The 15,307-nt window shown below is 69.6% G+C and carries 14 protein-coding genes; 7 read left to right on the top strand and 7 right to left on the bottom strand.

Features of this window, described 5'->3' with window-relative positions:
- The first annotated feature begins 209 nt into the window (after positions 1 to 209).
- Positions 210 to 1,544 carry a L,D-transpeptidase gene (locus tag ACYVD1_RS06605; protein WP_460746960.1) on the top strand — a complete coding sequence of 445 codons (1,335 nt, stop codon included), beginning with the start codon at positions 210 to 212 and terminating at the stop codon, positions 1,542 to 1,544.
- On the opposite strand, the gene ACYVD1_RS06600 is transcribed toward ACYVD1_RS06605, so the two are convergent.
- The 5 genes from ACYVD1_RS06600 to ACYVD1_RS06580 form a co-directional block, all read right to left on the bottom strand.
- A complete protein-coding gene (locus ACYVD1_RS06600) occupies positions 1,541 to 2,704 on the bottom strand; it encodes a glycosyltransferase family 4 protein (protein WP_460769130.1) in 1,164 nt (387 codons plus the stop codon). The two genes, ACYVD1_RS06605 and ACYVD1_RS06600, sit on opposite strands and share 4 nt — an antisense overlap.
- 189 nt (positions 2,705 to 2,893) lie before the next feature.
- The gene (locus ACYVD1_RS06595; protein ID WP_460746958.1) at positions 2,894 to 3,925 is read right to left on the bottom strand and encodes a C40 family peptidase; all 1,032 of its coding nucleotides are present in this window, start codon (positions 3,923 to 3,925) and stop codon (positions 2,894 to 2,896) included.
- A gap of 320 nt (positions 3,926 to 4,245) precedes the next feature.
- Positions 4,246 to 5,238 (bottom strand): C40 family peptidase, encoded by a 993-nt coding sequence (locus ACYVD1_RS06590; protein ID WP_460769128.1) that lies wholly within the window; start codon positions 5,236 to 5,238, stop codon positions 4,246 to 4,248.
- A gap of 374 nt (positions 5,239 to 5,612) precedes the next feature.
- Positions 5,613 to 7,004 (bottom strand): NYN domain-containing protein, encoded by a 1,392-nt coding sequence (locus ACYVD1_RS06585; RefSeq protein WP_460769126.1) that lies wholly within the window; start codon positions 7,002 to 7,004, stop codon positions 5,613 to 5,615.
- Positions 7,001 to 7,282, bottom strand: a complete 282-nt coding sequence (locus ACYVD1_RS06580) for a hypothetical protein (protein ID WP_460746954.1) — start codon at positions 7,280 to 7,282, stop codon at positions 7,001 to 7,003. Before ACYVD1_RS06580 ends, ACYVD1_RS06585 begins: the two co-directional genes overlap by 4 nt.
- 145 nt (positions 7,283 to 7,427) lie before the next feature.
- Between ACYVD1_RS06580 and ACYVD1_RS06575 the strand changes: the two genes are divergently transcribed.
- Genes ACYVD1_RS06575 through ACYVD1_RS06565 form a run of 3 tightly spaced genes read left to right on the top strand, consistent with a single transcriptional unit; the run spans position 7,428 to position 10,224 of the window.
- Complete coding sequence (locus ACYVD1_RS06575) at positions 7,428 to 9,155, top strand: DEDD exonuclease domain-containing protein (RefSeq protein ID WP_460769124.1); 1,728 nt, start codon at positions 7,428 to 7,430, stop codon at positions 9,153 to 9,155.
- Positions 9,133 to 9,897: a rhomboid family intramembrane serine protease gene (locus ACYVD1_RS06570; protein WP_460769121.1), complete on the top strand. Its 765-nt coding sequence runs from the start codon at positions 9,133 to 9,135 to the stop codon at positions 9,895 to 9,897. Before ACYVD1_RS06575 ends, ACYVD1_RS06570 begins: the two co-directional genes overlap by 23 nt.
- 51 nt (positions 9,898 to 9,948) lie before the next feature.
- The gene (locus ACYVD1_RS06565) at positions 9,949 to 10,224 is read left to right on the top strand and encodes an Lrp/AsnC family transcriptional regulator (protein ID WP_014910589.1); all 276 of its coding nucleotides are present in this window, start codon (positions 9,949 to 9,951) and stop codon (positions 10,222 to 10,224) included.
- Positions 10,225 to 10,315: 91 nt separating this feature from the next.
- On the opposite strand, the gene trpD is transcribed toward ACYVD1_RS06565, so the two are convergent.
- Both trpD and ACYVD1_RS06555 read right to left on the bottom strand, forming a co-directional pair.
- Positions 10,316 to 11,434, bottom strand: a complete 1,119-nt coding sequence (gene trpD, locus ACYVD1_RS06560) for an anthranilate phosphoribosyltransferase (RefSeq protein WP_460769119.1) — start codon at positions 11,432 to 11,434, stop codon at positions 10,316 to 10,318.
- A gap of 233 nt (positions 11,435 to 11,667) precedes the next feature.
- The gene (locus ACYVD1_RS06555; RefSeq protein WP_460769116.1) at positions 11,668 to 12,105 is read right to left on the bottom strand and encodes a hypothetical protein; all 438 of its coding nucleotides are present in this window, start codon (positions 12,103 to 12,105) and stop codon (positions 11,668 to 11,670) included.
- A gap of 479 nt (positions 12,106 to 12,584) precedes the next feature.
- On the opposite strand from ACYVD1_RS06555, the gene ctaE reads away from it, so the two are divergent.
- From ctaE to qcrA, 3 genes are read left to right on the top strand one after another with little or no spacing between them, the layout of a single operon-like run.
- Positions 12,585 to 13,217: an aa3-type cytochrome oxidase subunit III gene (gene ctaE, locus ACYVD1_RS06550; RefSeq protein ID WP_460769114.1), complete on the top strand. Its 633-nt coding sequence runs from the start codon at positions 12,585 to 12,587 to the stop codon at positions 13,215 to 13,217.
- A gap of 17 nt (positions 13,218 to 13,234) precedes the next feature.
- Positions 13,235 to 14,152, top strand: coding sequence for a cytochrome bc1 complex diheme cytochrome c subunit (qcrC, locus tag ACYVD1_RS06545; RefSeq protein ID WP_460769112.1), 918 nt, complete (start codon positions 13,235 to 13,237; stop codon positions 14,150 to 14,152).
- Complete coding sequence (gene qcrA / locus ACYVD1_RS06540) at positions 14,145 to 15,305, top strand: cytochrome bc1 complex Rieske iron-sulfur subunit (RefSeq protein ID WP_460769109.1); 1,161 nt, start codon at positions 14,145 to 14,147, stop codon at positions 15,303 to 15,305. Before qcrC ends, qcrA begins: the two co-directional genes overlap by 8 nt.
- Positions 15,306 to 15,307: the final 2 nt, after the last annotated feature.

Raw genomic sequence — 15,307 nt, 5'->3', positions numbered from 1 at the left:
TAGATGACCACTCAGGTCGGGCGCGAGTGTCACCGCCCCGGTGACCGGAGGGTCCCAGGACGGCCCCCGGGCACCGGGGTATTCTTTTCGGGCGACCCCCACGTGGCCCTTGACCCCACGGTGCATCCAGGCCCTGACCCTGCTGTTTCCGTGCGGACCGGTTCCGCACACGTCAGGGCCCGTCGAAACGGACGCTGGAGGTCCCTGGAATGAAGCGACGCATCTCCCGCCCCCGGCTGGCCGTGGCCGTAGCCGCCGTCGTGCTGCTCGGCTCGGCGTGTTCCCCGAGCCCCGACGACGACCCCGGAGACACCTCGGTGCAGGAGGAGCAGGACCAGGAGCAGGAGGAAGAGGACGAGGGGCCGGAGGTCCTGATCAGCCCCGCCCCGGGGGACACCGGCGTGCAGCCCAACAGGCCCGTCCGCGTGGAGACCGCTGACGGGATGCTCACCGAGGTCCGCGTCGAACAGGAGACCCCGGACGAGGTCGCCTCCGGCGATGGGGAAGAGGCCGCGGGAGGGGCCGAGGGGGACCTCTTCGAGGTCACCGGGGATTTCAACGAGGCCGAGGACGAGTGGGCCAGCGACCGGAACCTGCGCCCCGGTGCCACCGTCACCGTGGTCGCCACCGCGGCCGACGCCGACGGTCAGGAGACCGAGGCCGTCTCGGAGTTCACCACCCTGGACAGCGTCGAGGGGCAGCGCCTCGAGCTCGCGTCCAACTTCCCCTCCAGCGGGCAGACCGTCGGTGTGGGCATGCCGGTGATCGTCAACTTCGACCTGCCCGTGACCAACAAGGCGCAGGTGGAGAACTCCATCGAGGTCACCGCCGAGGAGGCGACGGAAGGCGCCTGGAACTGGGTCGACGACCAGATGGCGGTATTCCGGCCCAAGGAGTACTGGGAGCCCTACCAGGAGGTCACGGTGGACCTGCGCCTGGCCGGTGTGGAGTCAGCGGACGGGGTCTACGGCGTCGACAACCACCGCATCGAGTTCGAAGTGGGCCGCGAGCTGATCTCCACCATGCACGTGCCCGACCACGAGATGAGCGTCGAGGTCGACGGCGAGACCGTCCGCACCATCCCGGTGAGCAACGGCGCGGCGGAGGAGCACTTCGACACCACCACCTCGGGGGTCCACCTCACCATGGAGAAGCACGAGTCCATCGTGATGGACTCGGCCACCGTCGGCATCCCCGAGGACTCACCCGACGCCTACCGGCTGGACGTGGACTGGGCGGTCCGCACGTCCAACAGCGGCGAGTTCACCCACGCAGCCCCCTGGAACGAGGACAACCTGGGCCGGGCCGACACCTCCAACGGCTGCACCAACATGACCGTGGGGGACGCCCGCTGGTTCCACGACGAGTCCCTGATGGGCGACATCCTGGAGACCACCGGCACCGACCGCGAACTGGAGTGGAACAACGGCTGGGGCTTCTACCAGCGGTCATGGGAGGAGTGGCTGTCCCACAGCGCGACCGGGGAGCCCCAGTCCACCGACGGTTCCGGCACCCCCGGCCCGGTGCACGGCGAAGGGTTCTAGGGCGCGGTCCGCCGCCCACCGGTCCCCTCCGCGGGCGTGAGAAGGCCGTTGAGGCGTTCGAGGGTCCGGTCCCAGGTCCACTCCCGGGAGACCCACTCCCGGCCGCGTGCTCCCATCAGGGCGGCGCGGTCGGGGTCCCTGAGGAGCCGGATGAGCGCCCGGGCGGTCGGCCCGGGGGTCGAACCGTCCACCACGTGCCCGGTCTCGCCCTCCAGGACCGCGTCGGGGGCGCCGCCCGACGCGCCAGCGAGTACCGGTAGTCCGGTGGCGGAGGCCTCCAGGTAGACCATCCCGAGGCCTTCCACGTCCAGGCCGCCCCGCCTGGTCCGGCAGGGCATGGCGAAGACGTCGCCGGCGTCGTAGTGGGCGGGCAGTTCCTCGGGCGGCACGGGGCCGGTGAAGCGCACCGAGTCCATGCCGAGCGCGGAAGAGTAGAGCTTCGGGGCGTAGGGGCCGTCTCCGACGAACAGTAGGACGGCGTCCGGCACGTCGGCCAGGACCCGCGGCCAGGCCCGGATGAGAGTGTCCTGGCCCTTGCGGGGCACCATGCGGGACACGCACACGACCACGGGGCGCCCGCCCAGCCCGAGACGTGCGCGGATCGCCGCGCCGCCCGCCCCGGGACGGAACCGGTCCGTGTCCACGCCGGGGGCCAGCCGCCGCATCCGGTCCGTTGCGGCGCTGGAGAGCGAGCGTGCCAGTCGGCGCCGCGTGTACTCGCCCAGGTAGGTGACGGTGTCGACGCCCTCACCGATCCCGCGCAGTGCCGAACTCGCCCCCGGGAGCACCGTCCAGCCCGTCTCGTGTCCGTGCGTGAGCGCCACTTGGCGGCGCACCTGGGAGCTCAGCGAGGCGGAGATCAGGCCCAACGGGGCGGCCGCCCCGTAGAGCACCGAGTCGCAGTCCTCCATCTCGGCGATCACCCCTGCCCGCCGGGCCACCCTCGGGGTGGGCAGCAGCACCTTCGCCGCGTCGCGCACGACCGGGAAGGGCTGGCGCAGGTCGAAGTGGGGGTCGGTGCGCTCGTCGGCGGCGCTGGGGGAGGAGCAGTAGACCAGAACCGAGCCCTCGGGCCTGCGCCGAGCCAGCTCGTGCACGAAGGACTCGATGCCGCCCGCACGCGGAGGGAAGTCGTTGGTGATGATGAGAGTTCGCGACACCCGGCGAGTCTAGGACGTCCGCCGCCCTCGGTGCGGGAAACCCGGTCGCCGCGGAGAAGTTCGGGGCCGGGGAGGTCGGAGCCGGAGAGAACATGAGGGGCCCCGGACACCGGGATCGAACCGGTGTCCGGGGCCTCTCGGCCGTTCGTTCCGGGGCGCGTCCGGACCGCGTTCTCGGGTCCTAGGGGCCTAAGGGCGTACGGCGGTGACGAAGCTGCTGCGGTAGTGGTCGTTCAGCGTGACCGTGCCGATGGGACGGGCAGAGGTGGAGGCGTGCACCATCTCGCCGCCGCCCGCGTACAGGCCCACGTGGCTCGGCTCGGAACCGTAGAAGAACAGCAGGTCACCGGGCTGCTTATTGTCCCAGGAAACCTGGTTGCCCGCGTTGACCTGGTCGTAGGTGGTCCGGGGCAGGCTCACGCCCGCTTGGGACCATGCGGCCTGGGTCAGACCGGAGCAGTCATAGCCGTCCGGGCCGGTGCCGCCCCAGACGTAGGGCTTTCCGATCTGGGCGTAGGCGAAGTCGAGCACGGCCTGCGCGTTGCCGGTGGCCGGGCCGTCGTAGCTACCGCCGCCACCGCCACCGTTGCCACTGTCGGAGCTGTCGTCGTCACTGACGTTCTCGGTGGCCGCGGCCCGCTCCTCCTCGGTGAGCTCGTCGAGGAGGTCCTCCTGTTCGGCGATGGCGTCCTCGGCGTCCTCGGTCGCTTCCTCCGCCTCCTCCAGGGCTTCGGCGGCCGACTCCTCGGTGTCCTCAGCCTCGATACGGAGCGTCTCGAGGTGGTCGAGCTCCTCCACGTACTGGTCCAGGCGCTCCTCGTGCTGGTCCGAGAGGTAGGTCAGGTCGGCCTGGTGCTCCAGGGCCTCCTCGGGGCCGGACGCGCCGATGAGATGGGTGGGCGAGTCGTAGTCCACGCCCGTGTAGGCGGCGTTGGCGAGGGTCCGGACGCCTGATCCGAGGGACTCGACCTCTTCCTCGGCGGCCTCGATGTCCTCGAGAATGCCGTCCAGCTTCTCCTCGGCGGCCTCGTAGGTCTCCTGGGCATCGTTGTAGGCCGCGTTGAGTTCGATGAACTCCTCTTCGAGGCTTTCGATCTCCTCGCGGACGTCATCGGCCGTCGGGTCCGCGTGCGCCACGGCGGAGGGCAGGAGAAGGGCACCGAGGGCGAGGGAAGCGATGACCGCGGTTCGGCGTCCGTGGTCGCCACGGGATACAGACACGTTGGGTAACACCTTTCTCCCCTTGCCCCAGGCCGTGCGGGAACAAGGGACTGCACCGGGTGGGGGTCCTTGGGCCAGTGAGGGTGGCCGAAACGGTGTGGGGGTGTGCCCGACCCGGGCGCGGTTGTCACCACCGGGTTGTGGTGAAGAGGAGCAACCACGCTCGGCGATGAACACTAGTGCATCCCTTGGGGCGCACTCAACTGTTTCGTGACATTCCGGCGCGAGACATGGCCTGTCCGAAAACAGCACTTGACCCACCCGTGACACCACAAGGCCGCCGCCCCGATCAAGGAGCGGCGGCCTCGCGGATCAAAGCCTCAGGGGCGAACGGCGAACTCGAACTGGCCGCCCCAATAGGCGGCCAGGCCGACGACCTCCAGGTTGCGGCCGGTACGGGGGGCGTGCACCATCTGGCCGTCCCCGGCGTAGAGGCCGTTGTGGCCCAGCCCGGAGAAAAACAGGATGTCGCCCGGCTGGACGGAGCCCATGTCGTTGATGCGGCTGCCCACCTCGGCCTGCGCGTACGTGGTGCGCGGCAGGTCGACGCCGGCCGCGCGCCAGGACGCCTGGACCAGGCCGGAGCAGTCGTACCCGTCGGGGCCGGTACCGCCGTAGATGTAGGGCAGGCCCACCCGGGAGTAGGCGGCGTCCAGGGCCGTGGCCGCGTCGCCGCTGCCGGCGTGGGACTGGTCGCCGGAGTCGTCGCCGCCCTCGGCGGAGGCGTCGGAGTCGGGGAACTGGTCGAGGAGCTCCTGCTGCTCCTCGATGGCCTCCTCCACCTCGTCCTTGGCGTCCTCGGCCTCCTCGAGCGCCTCCTCGGCCTCTTCGAGGGACTCCTCGGCCTCGTCCTTGAGCGCGAACAGCCGCTCGGCGGAGTCACCGAAGTCGTCGAGCTGCGACTGCTGGGTGTCCGACAGGTAGTTCAGGTCGGCGTTCTGCTCAAGCAGGGCCTCAGGGCCGTCGGAGGTCAGGACGTTGGCCGTGGAGTCCAGCTCGCCGCTCTGGTAGGTGGCGTTCGCGAACTGCTGGACCTTCTCACGCAGGTCGTCGTAGCGGTCCTGCTCGTCACCGACCTGCTCGTCGAGCTCGTCGTGCGCGGCCTTGGCCGCCTCGTAGTCCTCCTCGGCCTGGTTGTAGGTCTCGACCGCGGAGGAGGCCTCCGTGTTCAGCTCCTCAATGCGGTCCTCGACCTCGTCCTGGGTCGGCTCCGCGTGTGCGATGCCGGGGGCGATGAAGGTACCGGCGGCAACGACGCCAAGACCGGTCGTAGCGATTCGGCGAGTTGCACGCCGACCACCGGGGTTCTTCATGGCGGTCCACGCTCCTTGAGATTGAGAAGTCCGCATGGGGTGCTTGGGAGACGGAAAGCAAGGGGGAACCCGTGCACGGGCACGGGCCTCGCATGAGTGTGCGGGTCTCCACCGGTGTGGGGAAGACACAGGGGTGGTCTTCTATCCGACGGAGCACTCACGTTCCTGGAAGAACCTAGCGGACCGTCCTGCACGTCTCAACCACGACGCAGAACCCGCACCTCTCTGAACTGTGGCGACCGCTGTCCCAGAGGTGGACGTTTCGGCAGGAAAGCGAGGGTGCGCGCGGCAGTTTCGGGTCCGGTGGACTTTCTTGAGTGGTGTGGATCTCAATCGGCTTCCCGCCTGAGGCCGTACCGGACCCGGGCGCCGAATCAGGTGTGGGACTCCAGCCGACGCAGGAAGATCGGGGAGGGCACCGCGCGCGCCCCCGCGCGCCGAACCGCCGTGACGATCTCCTTGTCGGAGGTCACCACCGCGATCGGGCGTCCGGGAGGCTCCGCCCGCACGAGGCGGACGATCAGCTCGTCAGCGGTCTCACCCGGGGCGCTGAACAGCAGCCGCACGCGCCGGTTGGGCGCCGCCGGAGGCGCCTCCACATCGGCGCCGTCGAACACACACGTGATCTCGGCCTTGGTCCGGCTGGCGAGCCCCTCCAACGAGGTGAGCAGCCGGTTGCGCTGGTCGACCAGCGGCAGGGTCCCGTAACCGGTCTTGGTGACGTTGTAGCCGTCCACCAGGAGGTGCACGCGGGGAACCGTCAGCAGGTACTCCAACAGACCGGGGGCGTCGTCGGGCAGACCGCCCAGGGATACCCGGTTCCCCTCCTCCCGAGCCTCGGCGACCAGGTCGGCCGGGCTGTCGAGGGACGTGGGCAGAGCCAGTTCGCGGCGCAGGCCGTGCGACGCCTCCACCAGCACGTCCAGCAGTACGCGCAGGCGCGCCTCGTCGGCGTTGCGGCCGGTGCGGACCGCCCGCCGCGCGTTCTCCACCTGGGCCTCGGCATCTGCGAGGCGCGACCGCAGGCGGCGGTTCTCCGCCTCCAAAGCGCCTACCTGGTTCTCGCTCTCGCTGCGCCGGTCCGCGTGCTCGACCACCACGCGCTCCGCCTCGGCGGTGGCCTTCTTGGCCCTCTGGCGCTCGTTGTGGACCTTGCGGCGCAGCTCGGAGATCTCCGAGCGCTGCTCCGAGATCTGCTTCCGGAGCCTGGCCAGCTCGGCCTGGTGCCCGCTGCGGGTCTCCTCCAGCTGTCGGCGGACGTCGTCAAGGGCCTCGGCGGCCTCGTCGACCTCCTTGGCGCTGGTCTGCCGCTCCAGTTCCTCGTGGACGTCCTCGATGATGTCCGGCCAGCCCTTGGGACGGAGCAGGTAGGCGCAGGCCGCCACCGCCACCGGGTCGGCCGCGGGCGGAACCACGCCGGCCCGCATGCCCTCGGCGAGTTCGGGCCACACCTGCTCCACCCGAGCGGCGACCATCCCCCGGAAACCGTCGTGGTTCTCGAGCTGGGCGGCGATCTGCGGACCGGCCAGCCTGGCCCGGCGGCGCGGTTCGAACTTGGCGACCCGGCGCAGCAGGGGCGGAAGGTCGGAGGGGCGCATACCCCCCAGCACATCGGATCCGTACTCGACGACGCGGGCGCGCACCGGCTCCGGAAGGGGGCGGCGGAGCCGCTCCCCGCCGTCCTCGGAGTGCTCGGACCCCGGGCCGGTCTCGCGGTCCGCTTCCGTGCCGTCGGCCTCGCCGCCCGCGCCCGGGCGGGCGCTCATGCCTGACCCGTCGGGCTCTCCGCCGAGGAGTCGGAGACCGACCGGTCGGCGTCGGGGCGGGGGACGATCGTCACGCTGTCGGTGGCGCCGCACCACCGGCACTTGACCCGTTCGACGGTCTCGGCGAGCACGGTGCGTTCCTCGACCACCCCCGCGCCGGACAGCTCTTGGTGGACGAAGTCCTCAGAGCGCAACGTGCGGGTCACGTCGAACCGTGTGAGGTTGCCGCACCCGGTGCACCGCCATCGCTCATTGTCACCCGGCATCGCGATCCCCACGGTTCCTCCTACTGGTTTCAGGCTGCTGTCGTTCTCGTCCCGGACGGCGGGCCCGCCGCACCCGGTGCCCCACATCTTTCCATGTCGGGAGGGGCGGACCGTATCCCGGAGGCCGTTGGTCGTGCCCCCCGACTACCCTGACCGCGTGGTTCGACACTCAGCGGCGCCCGTCGGCGTCCAAACCAGCATCGGCGACCTAGGCACCCCTCTGTCCGGGGTGTCCTTCGTGGTCGTCGACCTGGAAACCACCGGCACCAGTGCGTCGGGCTCCCGGATCACCGAAGTCGGCGCGGTCCGGGTACGGGGCGGAGAGACCGTCGACGAGTTCTCCACCCTGGTCGACCCGCGGACCCTGATCCCGGCCAACGTCACACTGCTGACCGGCATCACCCAGTCGATGGTGGCCACGGCGCCGCCGATCGAGGAGGTCCTGCCGCGCCTGCTCGCTTTCCTGGCCACCGACCCGGACACCGTCCTGGTCGCGCACAACGCGCCCTTCGACACCGGCTTCCTCAGAGCCGCCTGCGAACGCGAGGCCGTCGAGTGGCCCGCGCCCCCGGTCGTGGACACCTTGCGCCTGGCACGGGCCGTGCTGCCCCGACCGGAGGTGCGCAACCACCGTCTGGGCACCCTTGCGGCCTACTTCGGCGCCCCCACGACCCCCAACCACCGGGCCTTGGACGACGCCAAGGCCACCGTCGACGTCCTCCACGGCCTTCTGGAGCGGCTCGGCCCCATGGGGGTCACCAGCCTGGAGGAACTGCGCGCCGTCAACAAGCCCGCCACCCGCGCCCAGCGGTCCAAGCGGCACCTGGCCGAGGACGTACCCGAGGGGCCCGGCGTGTACGTGTTCACCGACGCACGGGGCGAGAGCCTGTACGTCGGAAAGAGCAACAATCTGCGCCGCCGGGTGGCCACGTACTTCACCGCGGCCGAGTCCCGCCGCCGGATCCGGGAGATGGCCGGCCTGGTCGAAGGGGTCACGCCCATCCTGTGCCCCACCGGCCTGGAGGCCTCGGTCCGCGAGCTCCGCATCATCGCCGAGCGCAAACCCCCGTTCAACCGCCGATCCCGCAACCCCGAACGCGCTGCGTGGGTCAAACTCACCCAGGAGACCTACCCCCGCCTGTCCGTGGTCCGTGCGGTCAAGGACGACGGCGCGCCCTACCTGGGCCCCTACAACTCACCCAGGGACGCGGAAGAGGCCAAGGAAGCGCTGTTGCACGCCCTGCCGCTCCGCCAGTGCACCCACACCTTCGCCCCGCCGGAGCTCACGGTGACACCCTGTGTGCTGGCCCAGCTGGGCCGCTGCGGAGCTCCGTGCGACGGTTCGGAGCCGTTGCAGGCCTACGCCGTGCACGCGGCCGCTGCCCGCACCGCCATGACCGGCGACCCCGCCGTCGTGGTGGACGCGCTGACCGGGCGCATCCGGGAGCTCGCCGCCGAGCTGCGCTACGAGGAGGCCGCGAGTCTCCGAGACCGGCTCACGGCGTTCCTGCGCGGAGCCAGGCGCTCCCAGCGGCTGTCCGCGATCGCCGCCGTCCCGCACCTGGTCGCTTCCCGGCCCGGCGCTACGGGCTGGGAGACCGCCGTGGTCCGCCACGGCCGCCTGGCCGCCAGCGCAGTCCTGCGGCCGGGCACCGACCCCAGCGCCTTCCTCGCCTCGCTCACCGCCACCGCCGAGCGGGTGACCGCGGGGTTCGGACCGGTTCCCAACGCCACGGCGGGGGAGACCGAAGTCGTGCTGGACTGGCTTGTTTCACCTGGTACGCGCCTGGTCGAGGTCGAGGGTGAGTGGACATGCCCGCTGCGGAGCGCCGAAGCCCACACCGAAATGACACACTGGGCACATGGCCGCGCTTCCGCTCAATGACGACTACCCCGTCCGTCGCGCACCCGTCATCGCCTACGGGCTGATCGCGGCCAACGTCCTCGTCTACCTGTTGTCGCCCCAGGCGGCCACCGCCGTCTGGTACCCGGCCGACATGCTGGTGCGCTTCTGCTCGATCGACGACTACTTCATGCGCTGGGGCGCCATCCCGGACGAGATGCTCGGCCGTGTCGACCTGGCCGCCCCGCTGACCCCCGAGTGCGGGGGCATCGAGGGCAAGTCGATCTGGTTCTCCGTGTTCAGCTCCATGTTCCTGCACGCCGGACCCATGCACCTGCTCGGCAACATGGTCTACCTGTTCGTGTTCGGACCGGTGGTCGAGGACCGCGTGGGCAAACTCCGGTTCCTGGCCCTGTACCTGGTCACCGGCGTCGTCGCCGCCTACAGCCACGCTTTGGTCGACGCGGACGGCACCGTGCCGATGGTCGGCGCCTCGGGCGCGATCTCCGGTGTCCTCGGGGCCTACCTGGTGGTGCAGTTCCGCAGCCGGGTCACCACACTGGTGTTCGGGGTCATCCCGATGCGCTTGCCGGGGTGGGCCGTGGTCGGCAGCTACTTCGCCCTTCAGTATCTTCTCTACGTCACATCCTCGACCGCTCCCGGCGCCGGATCCAACGTGGCTTACGCGGCACACGTCTACGGGTTCGTCGCGGGGGTGATCGCGGGACTGGTGGTCTACCGGCTGCGATGGCGCTCCGGGACGCGGCTCTCCGACGTCTACTAGCGCCGTAGTCCGGGCGGCACCGCTTCCGCACCCGAACGCCCAGGAGGCACAGTGATCACCGCGATCGTCATGATCAAGGCCGACGTCCACCGCATCCCCGAGGTCGCCGAGGCCATCGCAGAGATCGAGGGGGTCAGCGAGGTCTACTCGGTGACCGGTGGCGTCGACCTCATCGCCATGGTGCGGGTCCGCCGCCACGAGGACCTCGCCGACGTGATCCCGGGCCGGGTCAACAAGGTCCCCGGTGTGATCTCCTCCGACACGCACATCTCCTTCCAGACCTACTCCAAGCACGACCTGGAGTCGGCCTTCGCCCTCGGCTGGTAGCCCCGGCGGCACATGGCCCGTACACGGGAACGGGGCGCGGCGAATGTACGCCGCGCCCCGACCGTGTTTCGTGAGCGACCTCCGGGGGCGCTCAGAGGTCCTTGGTGAAACCCTGGCTGGTCTCGACCCAGGAGGCCAGCAGGCGCTCGGCGGCACCGCTGTCCACGGCGGCCCCGGCCCGCTCGTAGCCCGCGCGCACCGACTCGGTCAGGGAGTCCCCGATGCCCTCGACGGCAGCCAGGGCGGCACCCGCGTTGAGCAGCACGGCGTCGCGTACCGGCCCCCGCCGACCCGCCACCAGGTCCCGAACCGCCTGGGCGTTGAACTCCACGTCGCCGCCGCGCAGGGCGTCGGGCGCCGACCGCTCGATACCCAGGTCGGCCGGGTCGAGGCGCTCGCGCCTGGCCGCACCGCCGGAGACCACCCAGACCGTGGACGTGGTGGCCGTGGTCAGCTCGTCGAGGCCGTCGTCCCCCCGGAACACCAGGGCGGAGGAGCCGCGGCGGGCGAATACACCGGCGATCACCTCGCACATGCGCTCGTCGAACACGCCGATCGCAGAGGCGGACGGCTGCGCGGGGTTGGTCAGCGGGCCCAGGAAGTTGAATACGGTCGGGACCCCGAGCTCGCGGCGGGGTTGGGCGGCGAACCGCAGCGAGGGGTGGAACAGCGGGGCGAAGCAGAACGTGATGCCCGCTTCTTGGGCGACCCGCACGGTCAGCTCCGGCGGCAGGTCCAGCACAACACCGAGCCGCTCGAGTACGTCGGCGGTCCCGCAGGAGGAGGACGCGGCGCGGTTGCCGTGCTTGACCACGCGCGCGCCCGCGGCCGAGGCGACGATCGCGGCCATCGTGGAAACGTTCACGGTGTGCGCCCGGTCGCCGCCGGTACCGACGATGTCCAGGGTCGGGCCGTCGACGCTGATCCGGACGGCGTTGTCGAGCATGCCTCGGGCCAGGCCGCTCACCTCGGAGACCGCCTCACCCTTGGCGCGGAGGGCGATCGCGAACCCCGCGACCTGGGCGCCGGTCGCCGAGCCGGACATGATCTCGTTCATCGCCCACTCGGTGTCGGCCGTGCTCAGAGAGACCCCGCCCAGGAGAGCGGTGATCAGGTTCGACCAGTTCCGCTCCTCGACGGCGGAACTCGGCTGTTCCTGCTGCGGACGGTCCTGTTCGGGCACGGGTGCCGACGATGCGGGGACGTTCATTCTGCGACTCCACGGATGTGAGAACGGGTGGGAGAGGGCGGTGGGGCGGGCATGACGGAGCGGACCGCCGACATCAACCGCCCAGGACAGGGGAGGGAGGCAGGACGCGGCTACGCCATCGCCCTCGACCCCACGGTTGAGACCACCGTTTGCCCGCTGGCTGAGGATGCATGTCCCTGTCGCCGTTCTCCCGCTCGGTCATCGCCCGACCGTGTTCGTCACATCCCACCGGATCAGCCGCTGATCGCCGCGGCCCGCTGGCGCATGAGCCCGGCCAGCGACTCGGCGAGCGCGACGGGATCGATCGGGTGGCTCACCACCTGGTCGGCCTGCGACCAGGTCGCCAGCCAGCCGTCGTCGACCCGGCCCACCAGCAGGAGCACCGGAGGGCAGCGGTAGATCTCGTCCTTGACCTGGCGGCACAGGCCCATCCCGCCGTTTGGCGCGGCCTCACCGTCGAAGATGGCCACGTCGATGTGCTCGCCGGGCTCCTTGGACTCCAGTTTGCGCAGCGTGCCGGGCGCGGTCGCGCACTCGACGAACTCCACCTTCGGGACATCCGTCGCGGGGCGGCGGCCGATGGCCTGCCGCACCTGCTCGCGTGTGTCCGCCTTGTCGCTGTAGAGCAGCACGCGCATCTTGGCACCCGTGTCCGTACCGCTGGCCACCATCGCGCCACCGTCCCATCGCGTCTGTCCGCGGCCGCCGCCTGGGGGTACGGCCGGGTCGTTAGTTGGCTGTATGCCTACGACTCTATTGCCTCGCGGTCACCGCGCCCAGATCGGCCCGGAGGTCCGAGGCGGAGCTGAGACCTTCGACACCACAGAATGCCAGGAGCTCGGCGGCCTTCGCTCACTGCCCCCGGGCTCGGCGTTGTTCAACGGTGATCATTTTGATATCTCAGCGTTGGATTGGTGCGGTTCAAGCTCGTGTCCCGGGGGTACGGAACGCCTCAGCCGTCCTGGATGGAGCCTTTTCAGCTGTCCGTGCGCGTCAGAAACGGACGCAGGGCGCACGAGCGGCTACAGTAACGCCCGAGTTACGGGGAGAGAGCGGATCCGGCCTCCTCCGGCCGCTGATCCGGGCGCTGATCCGTCGCCTTACGGGGGGTCGAGTACGGACCTGCGCGAGAAGCCGTAATAATGCTCCCGTGGCGACAGCAACCGCGAACCCAAAAACAGCAACCGCATCAGCGCATGGTGCGGCGAAGCGTCCTGACCTGGTGAGTGTTGGCACCATCGTGTGGCTGGCCAACGAACTCATGTTCTTCGCAGCGCTGTTCGCGATGTACTTCACCATCCGATCGGTGACTAACGGGAACCCTGAGCTCGGCAGTTGGCCGCAGGAAGGCGTCCACCTCAACCTGCCGCTGGCGACGACCATCACCGTGGTCCTGGTGGCGTCCAGTTTCACCGCGCAGTTCGGTGTCTGGGCCGCAGAGCGCGGCGACGTCCAGAAGCTGCGCATGTGGTTCTACATCACGTTCTTCATGGGCCTGTTCTTCATCCTCGGACAGACGTATGAGTTCTACGAGCTGGTGGTCGACTACGGGCTGACCCTCCAGTCGAGCGCCTACGGGTCGGTGTTCTACCTGGCCGCAGGCTTCCACGGACTCCACGTCATCGGTGGTTTGATCGCGTTCCTCATCATGCTGGGACGCACGTACGCCGCGAAGCGCTTCACTCACCAACAGGCGACCAGTGCGATCGTCGTGTCCTACTACTGGCACTTCGTCGACGTCGTCTGGGTCGCTTTGTTCTTCACCATCTACTTCCTTCAGTAACCCGAAACGGGGAAACCGTGAAATGGATTACCGCGCGGCGGCGGCATCCCCTGGCGGGGTATGTCGTCGTCATCCTCGCGCTAGCCCTGTTCGGGGTGGGGTATGCCGCAATGGCCCCCACCGCCGACCAGGCACGGGCGCAGACACTTGCCGCTGATGCCCCGTCCGAAGAGGACGTGGACATCGCCGAGGGCAAGACCATCTTCGACCAGACGTGTGCCTCGTGCCACGGTCTGGACGGCTCCGGTAGCCCGACCGGGCCCGACCTGCGTGAGGTTGGTTCGGCCGCGGTCAACTTCCAGGTCAGCACCGGCCGTATGCCGTCGATGGACCCGGACAACCAGATGCCGCGCAAGCCGATGGTCATGTCCGAAGAGGAACTCACCAACCTGATCGCCTACTACGACGACAGCGTCAGGTCCGACGGTGCCGGTGCCGATGTGCCCTACGAGGTGCCCGGTAACGAGCCGCAGCGTGCGGAGTTCGAGGACGACGCTTCCTACGAGGAGGCCGTCGCCGAATACGAGTCGGACTACGACGCCTACATCGAGGGCGCCGACGACGTCGACATGGGCATGAAGCTCTACCTGACCAACTGTGCGCACTGCCACAGCTGGTCCGGTGGCGGCGGTGCCCTGACCGACGGCGCCTGGGCACCCGAGATCCACGACGCGACCCCGCGCGAGATCTACGAGGCCATGGTCAGTGGCCCCGGCGCCATGCCGATGTTCAGCGACGGCGCCATCTCGCCCGAGGAGAAGCAGGAGCTCATCTCCTACGTGAAGACGCTGAAGGCCGAACCTGACGCCGGCGGCATCTTCGCGCTGGACCGAGTCGGCCAGGTGGCGGAGGGATTCATCGGGTGGACCATCGGTCTCTCCCTGATCATCGCCTGCGCGATCTGGATCACCGCGAAGCAGCGTGCCCATGACTGAGAACAACGGCAACGACAACAACGAGACCGGGGCCGACGACGCCAACGAGCGCGTGGTCGGCACTCCGACGGACACCAATGACGTGGTGACGGAGGCCCCGGCCGAGTCGCAGGGTGAGCACAACGGGCCCTACCTGGTCTCGGAGACGCACGCGCACTCGGAGGAGAAGCAGCGCCGAGGCGAGAAGGTCGCCTCGTTCTGGTTCATCCTCGCTTTCCTCGGCGGTGTCGGCTTCATCGTCTCGTACTTCCTCTTCCCGCCGAACGCGGCGGGGGAGCCGGCGATCGCCGACCCGCAGATCAGCCAGTACTCGAACATGCTGCTTGGTGGAACGCTCACCGTCGCGCTGTTCGGTATCGGTGCCGGCATGACGGAGTGGGCGCGCAACATCATGCCCCACTACGAGGTGGCGTCGCCCTACGACGACCTGCCCTCCGACGAGGAGGAGAAGAGCTCCTTCAGCGAATTCTTCATGAAGAGCGCCGACGAGAGCGGCTTCACGAAGCGCCCGCTGATGCGTCGCACGCTCCTCCTGGCCATGCTGCCGCTGGGTATCGCGCCGGTCGTCCTGATGCGCGACACCGGTCCCGTGCCGGGCGACAAGCTGATGCAGACCCCGTGGGTGGACGGCATGCGCATGCACGTCGAGGGGACCCACCGGGAGATCAGGGTCGAGGACCTGGAGAACGACCCGAACGGGATGATCTCCGCCCTGCCCGCGCTCCCCGATGACTACTACCCGGACGCGGAGTTCCATCCGCACGGGATCAGCATCAACGACCAGGCCAAGTCCGTCATCATGCTCATCAAGGTGCCGGACGGGGACTGGAAGGACGGGATGAACGAACCCGTGCGCGAGGGCAGCGACGAGACGCACATGAACTGGACCCACCAGGGCATCGTCGCGTACTCGAAGATCTGCACGCACGTGGGATGCCCGGCCGCGCTCTACGAGCGCACCACGCACCGCATCCTGTGCCCGTGCCACCAGTCCACGTTCGACGCGGTGGATGCTGCCAAGGTCGTCTTCGGACCGGCTCACCGAGCTCTGCCCCAGCTGCCGATCGGCGTCGACGACGAGGGCTACCTCGTCGCGAGGGGCGACTTCAACGAGCCGGCCGGGCCGACCTTCTGGGAATACGCGAAGGACTAGTC

The organism is Nocardiopsis nanhaiensis (assembly GCF_054778635.1).
The sequence above is the reverse complement of the archived record's forward strand: the minus strand, read 5'-3'. Positions and strand labels throughout refer to the sequence as shown.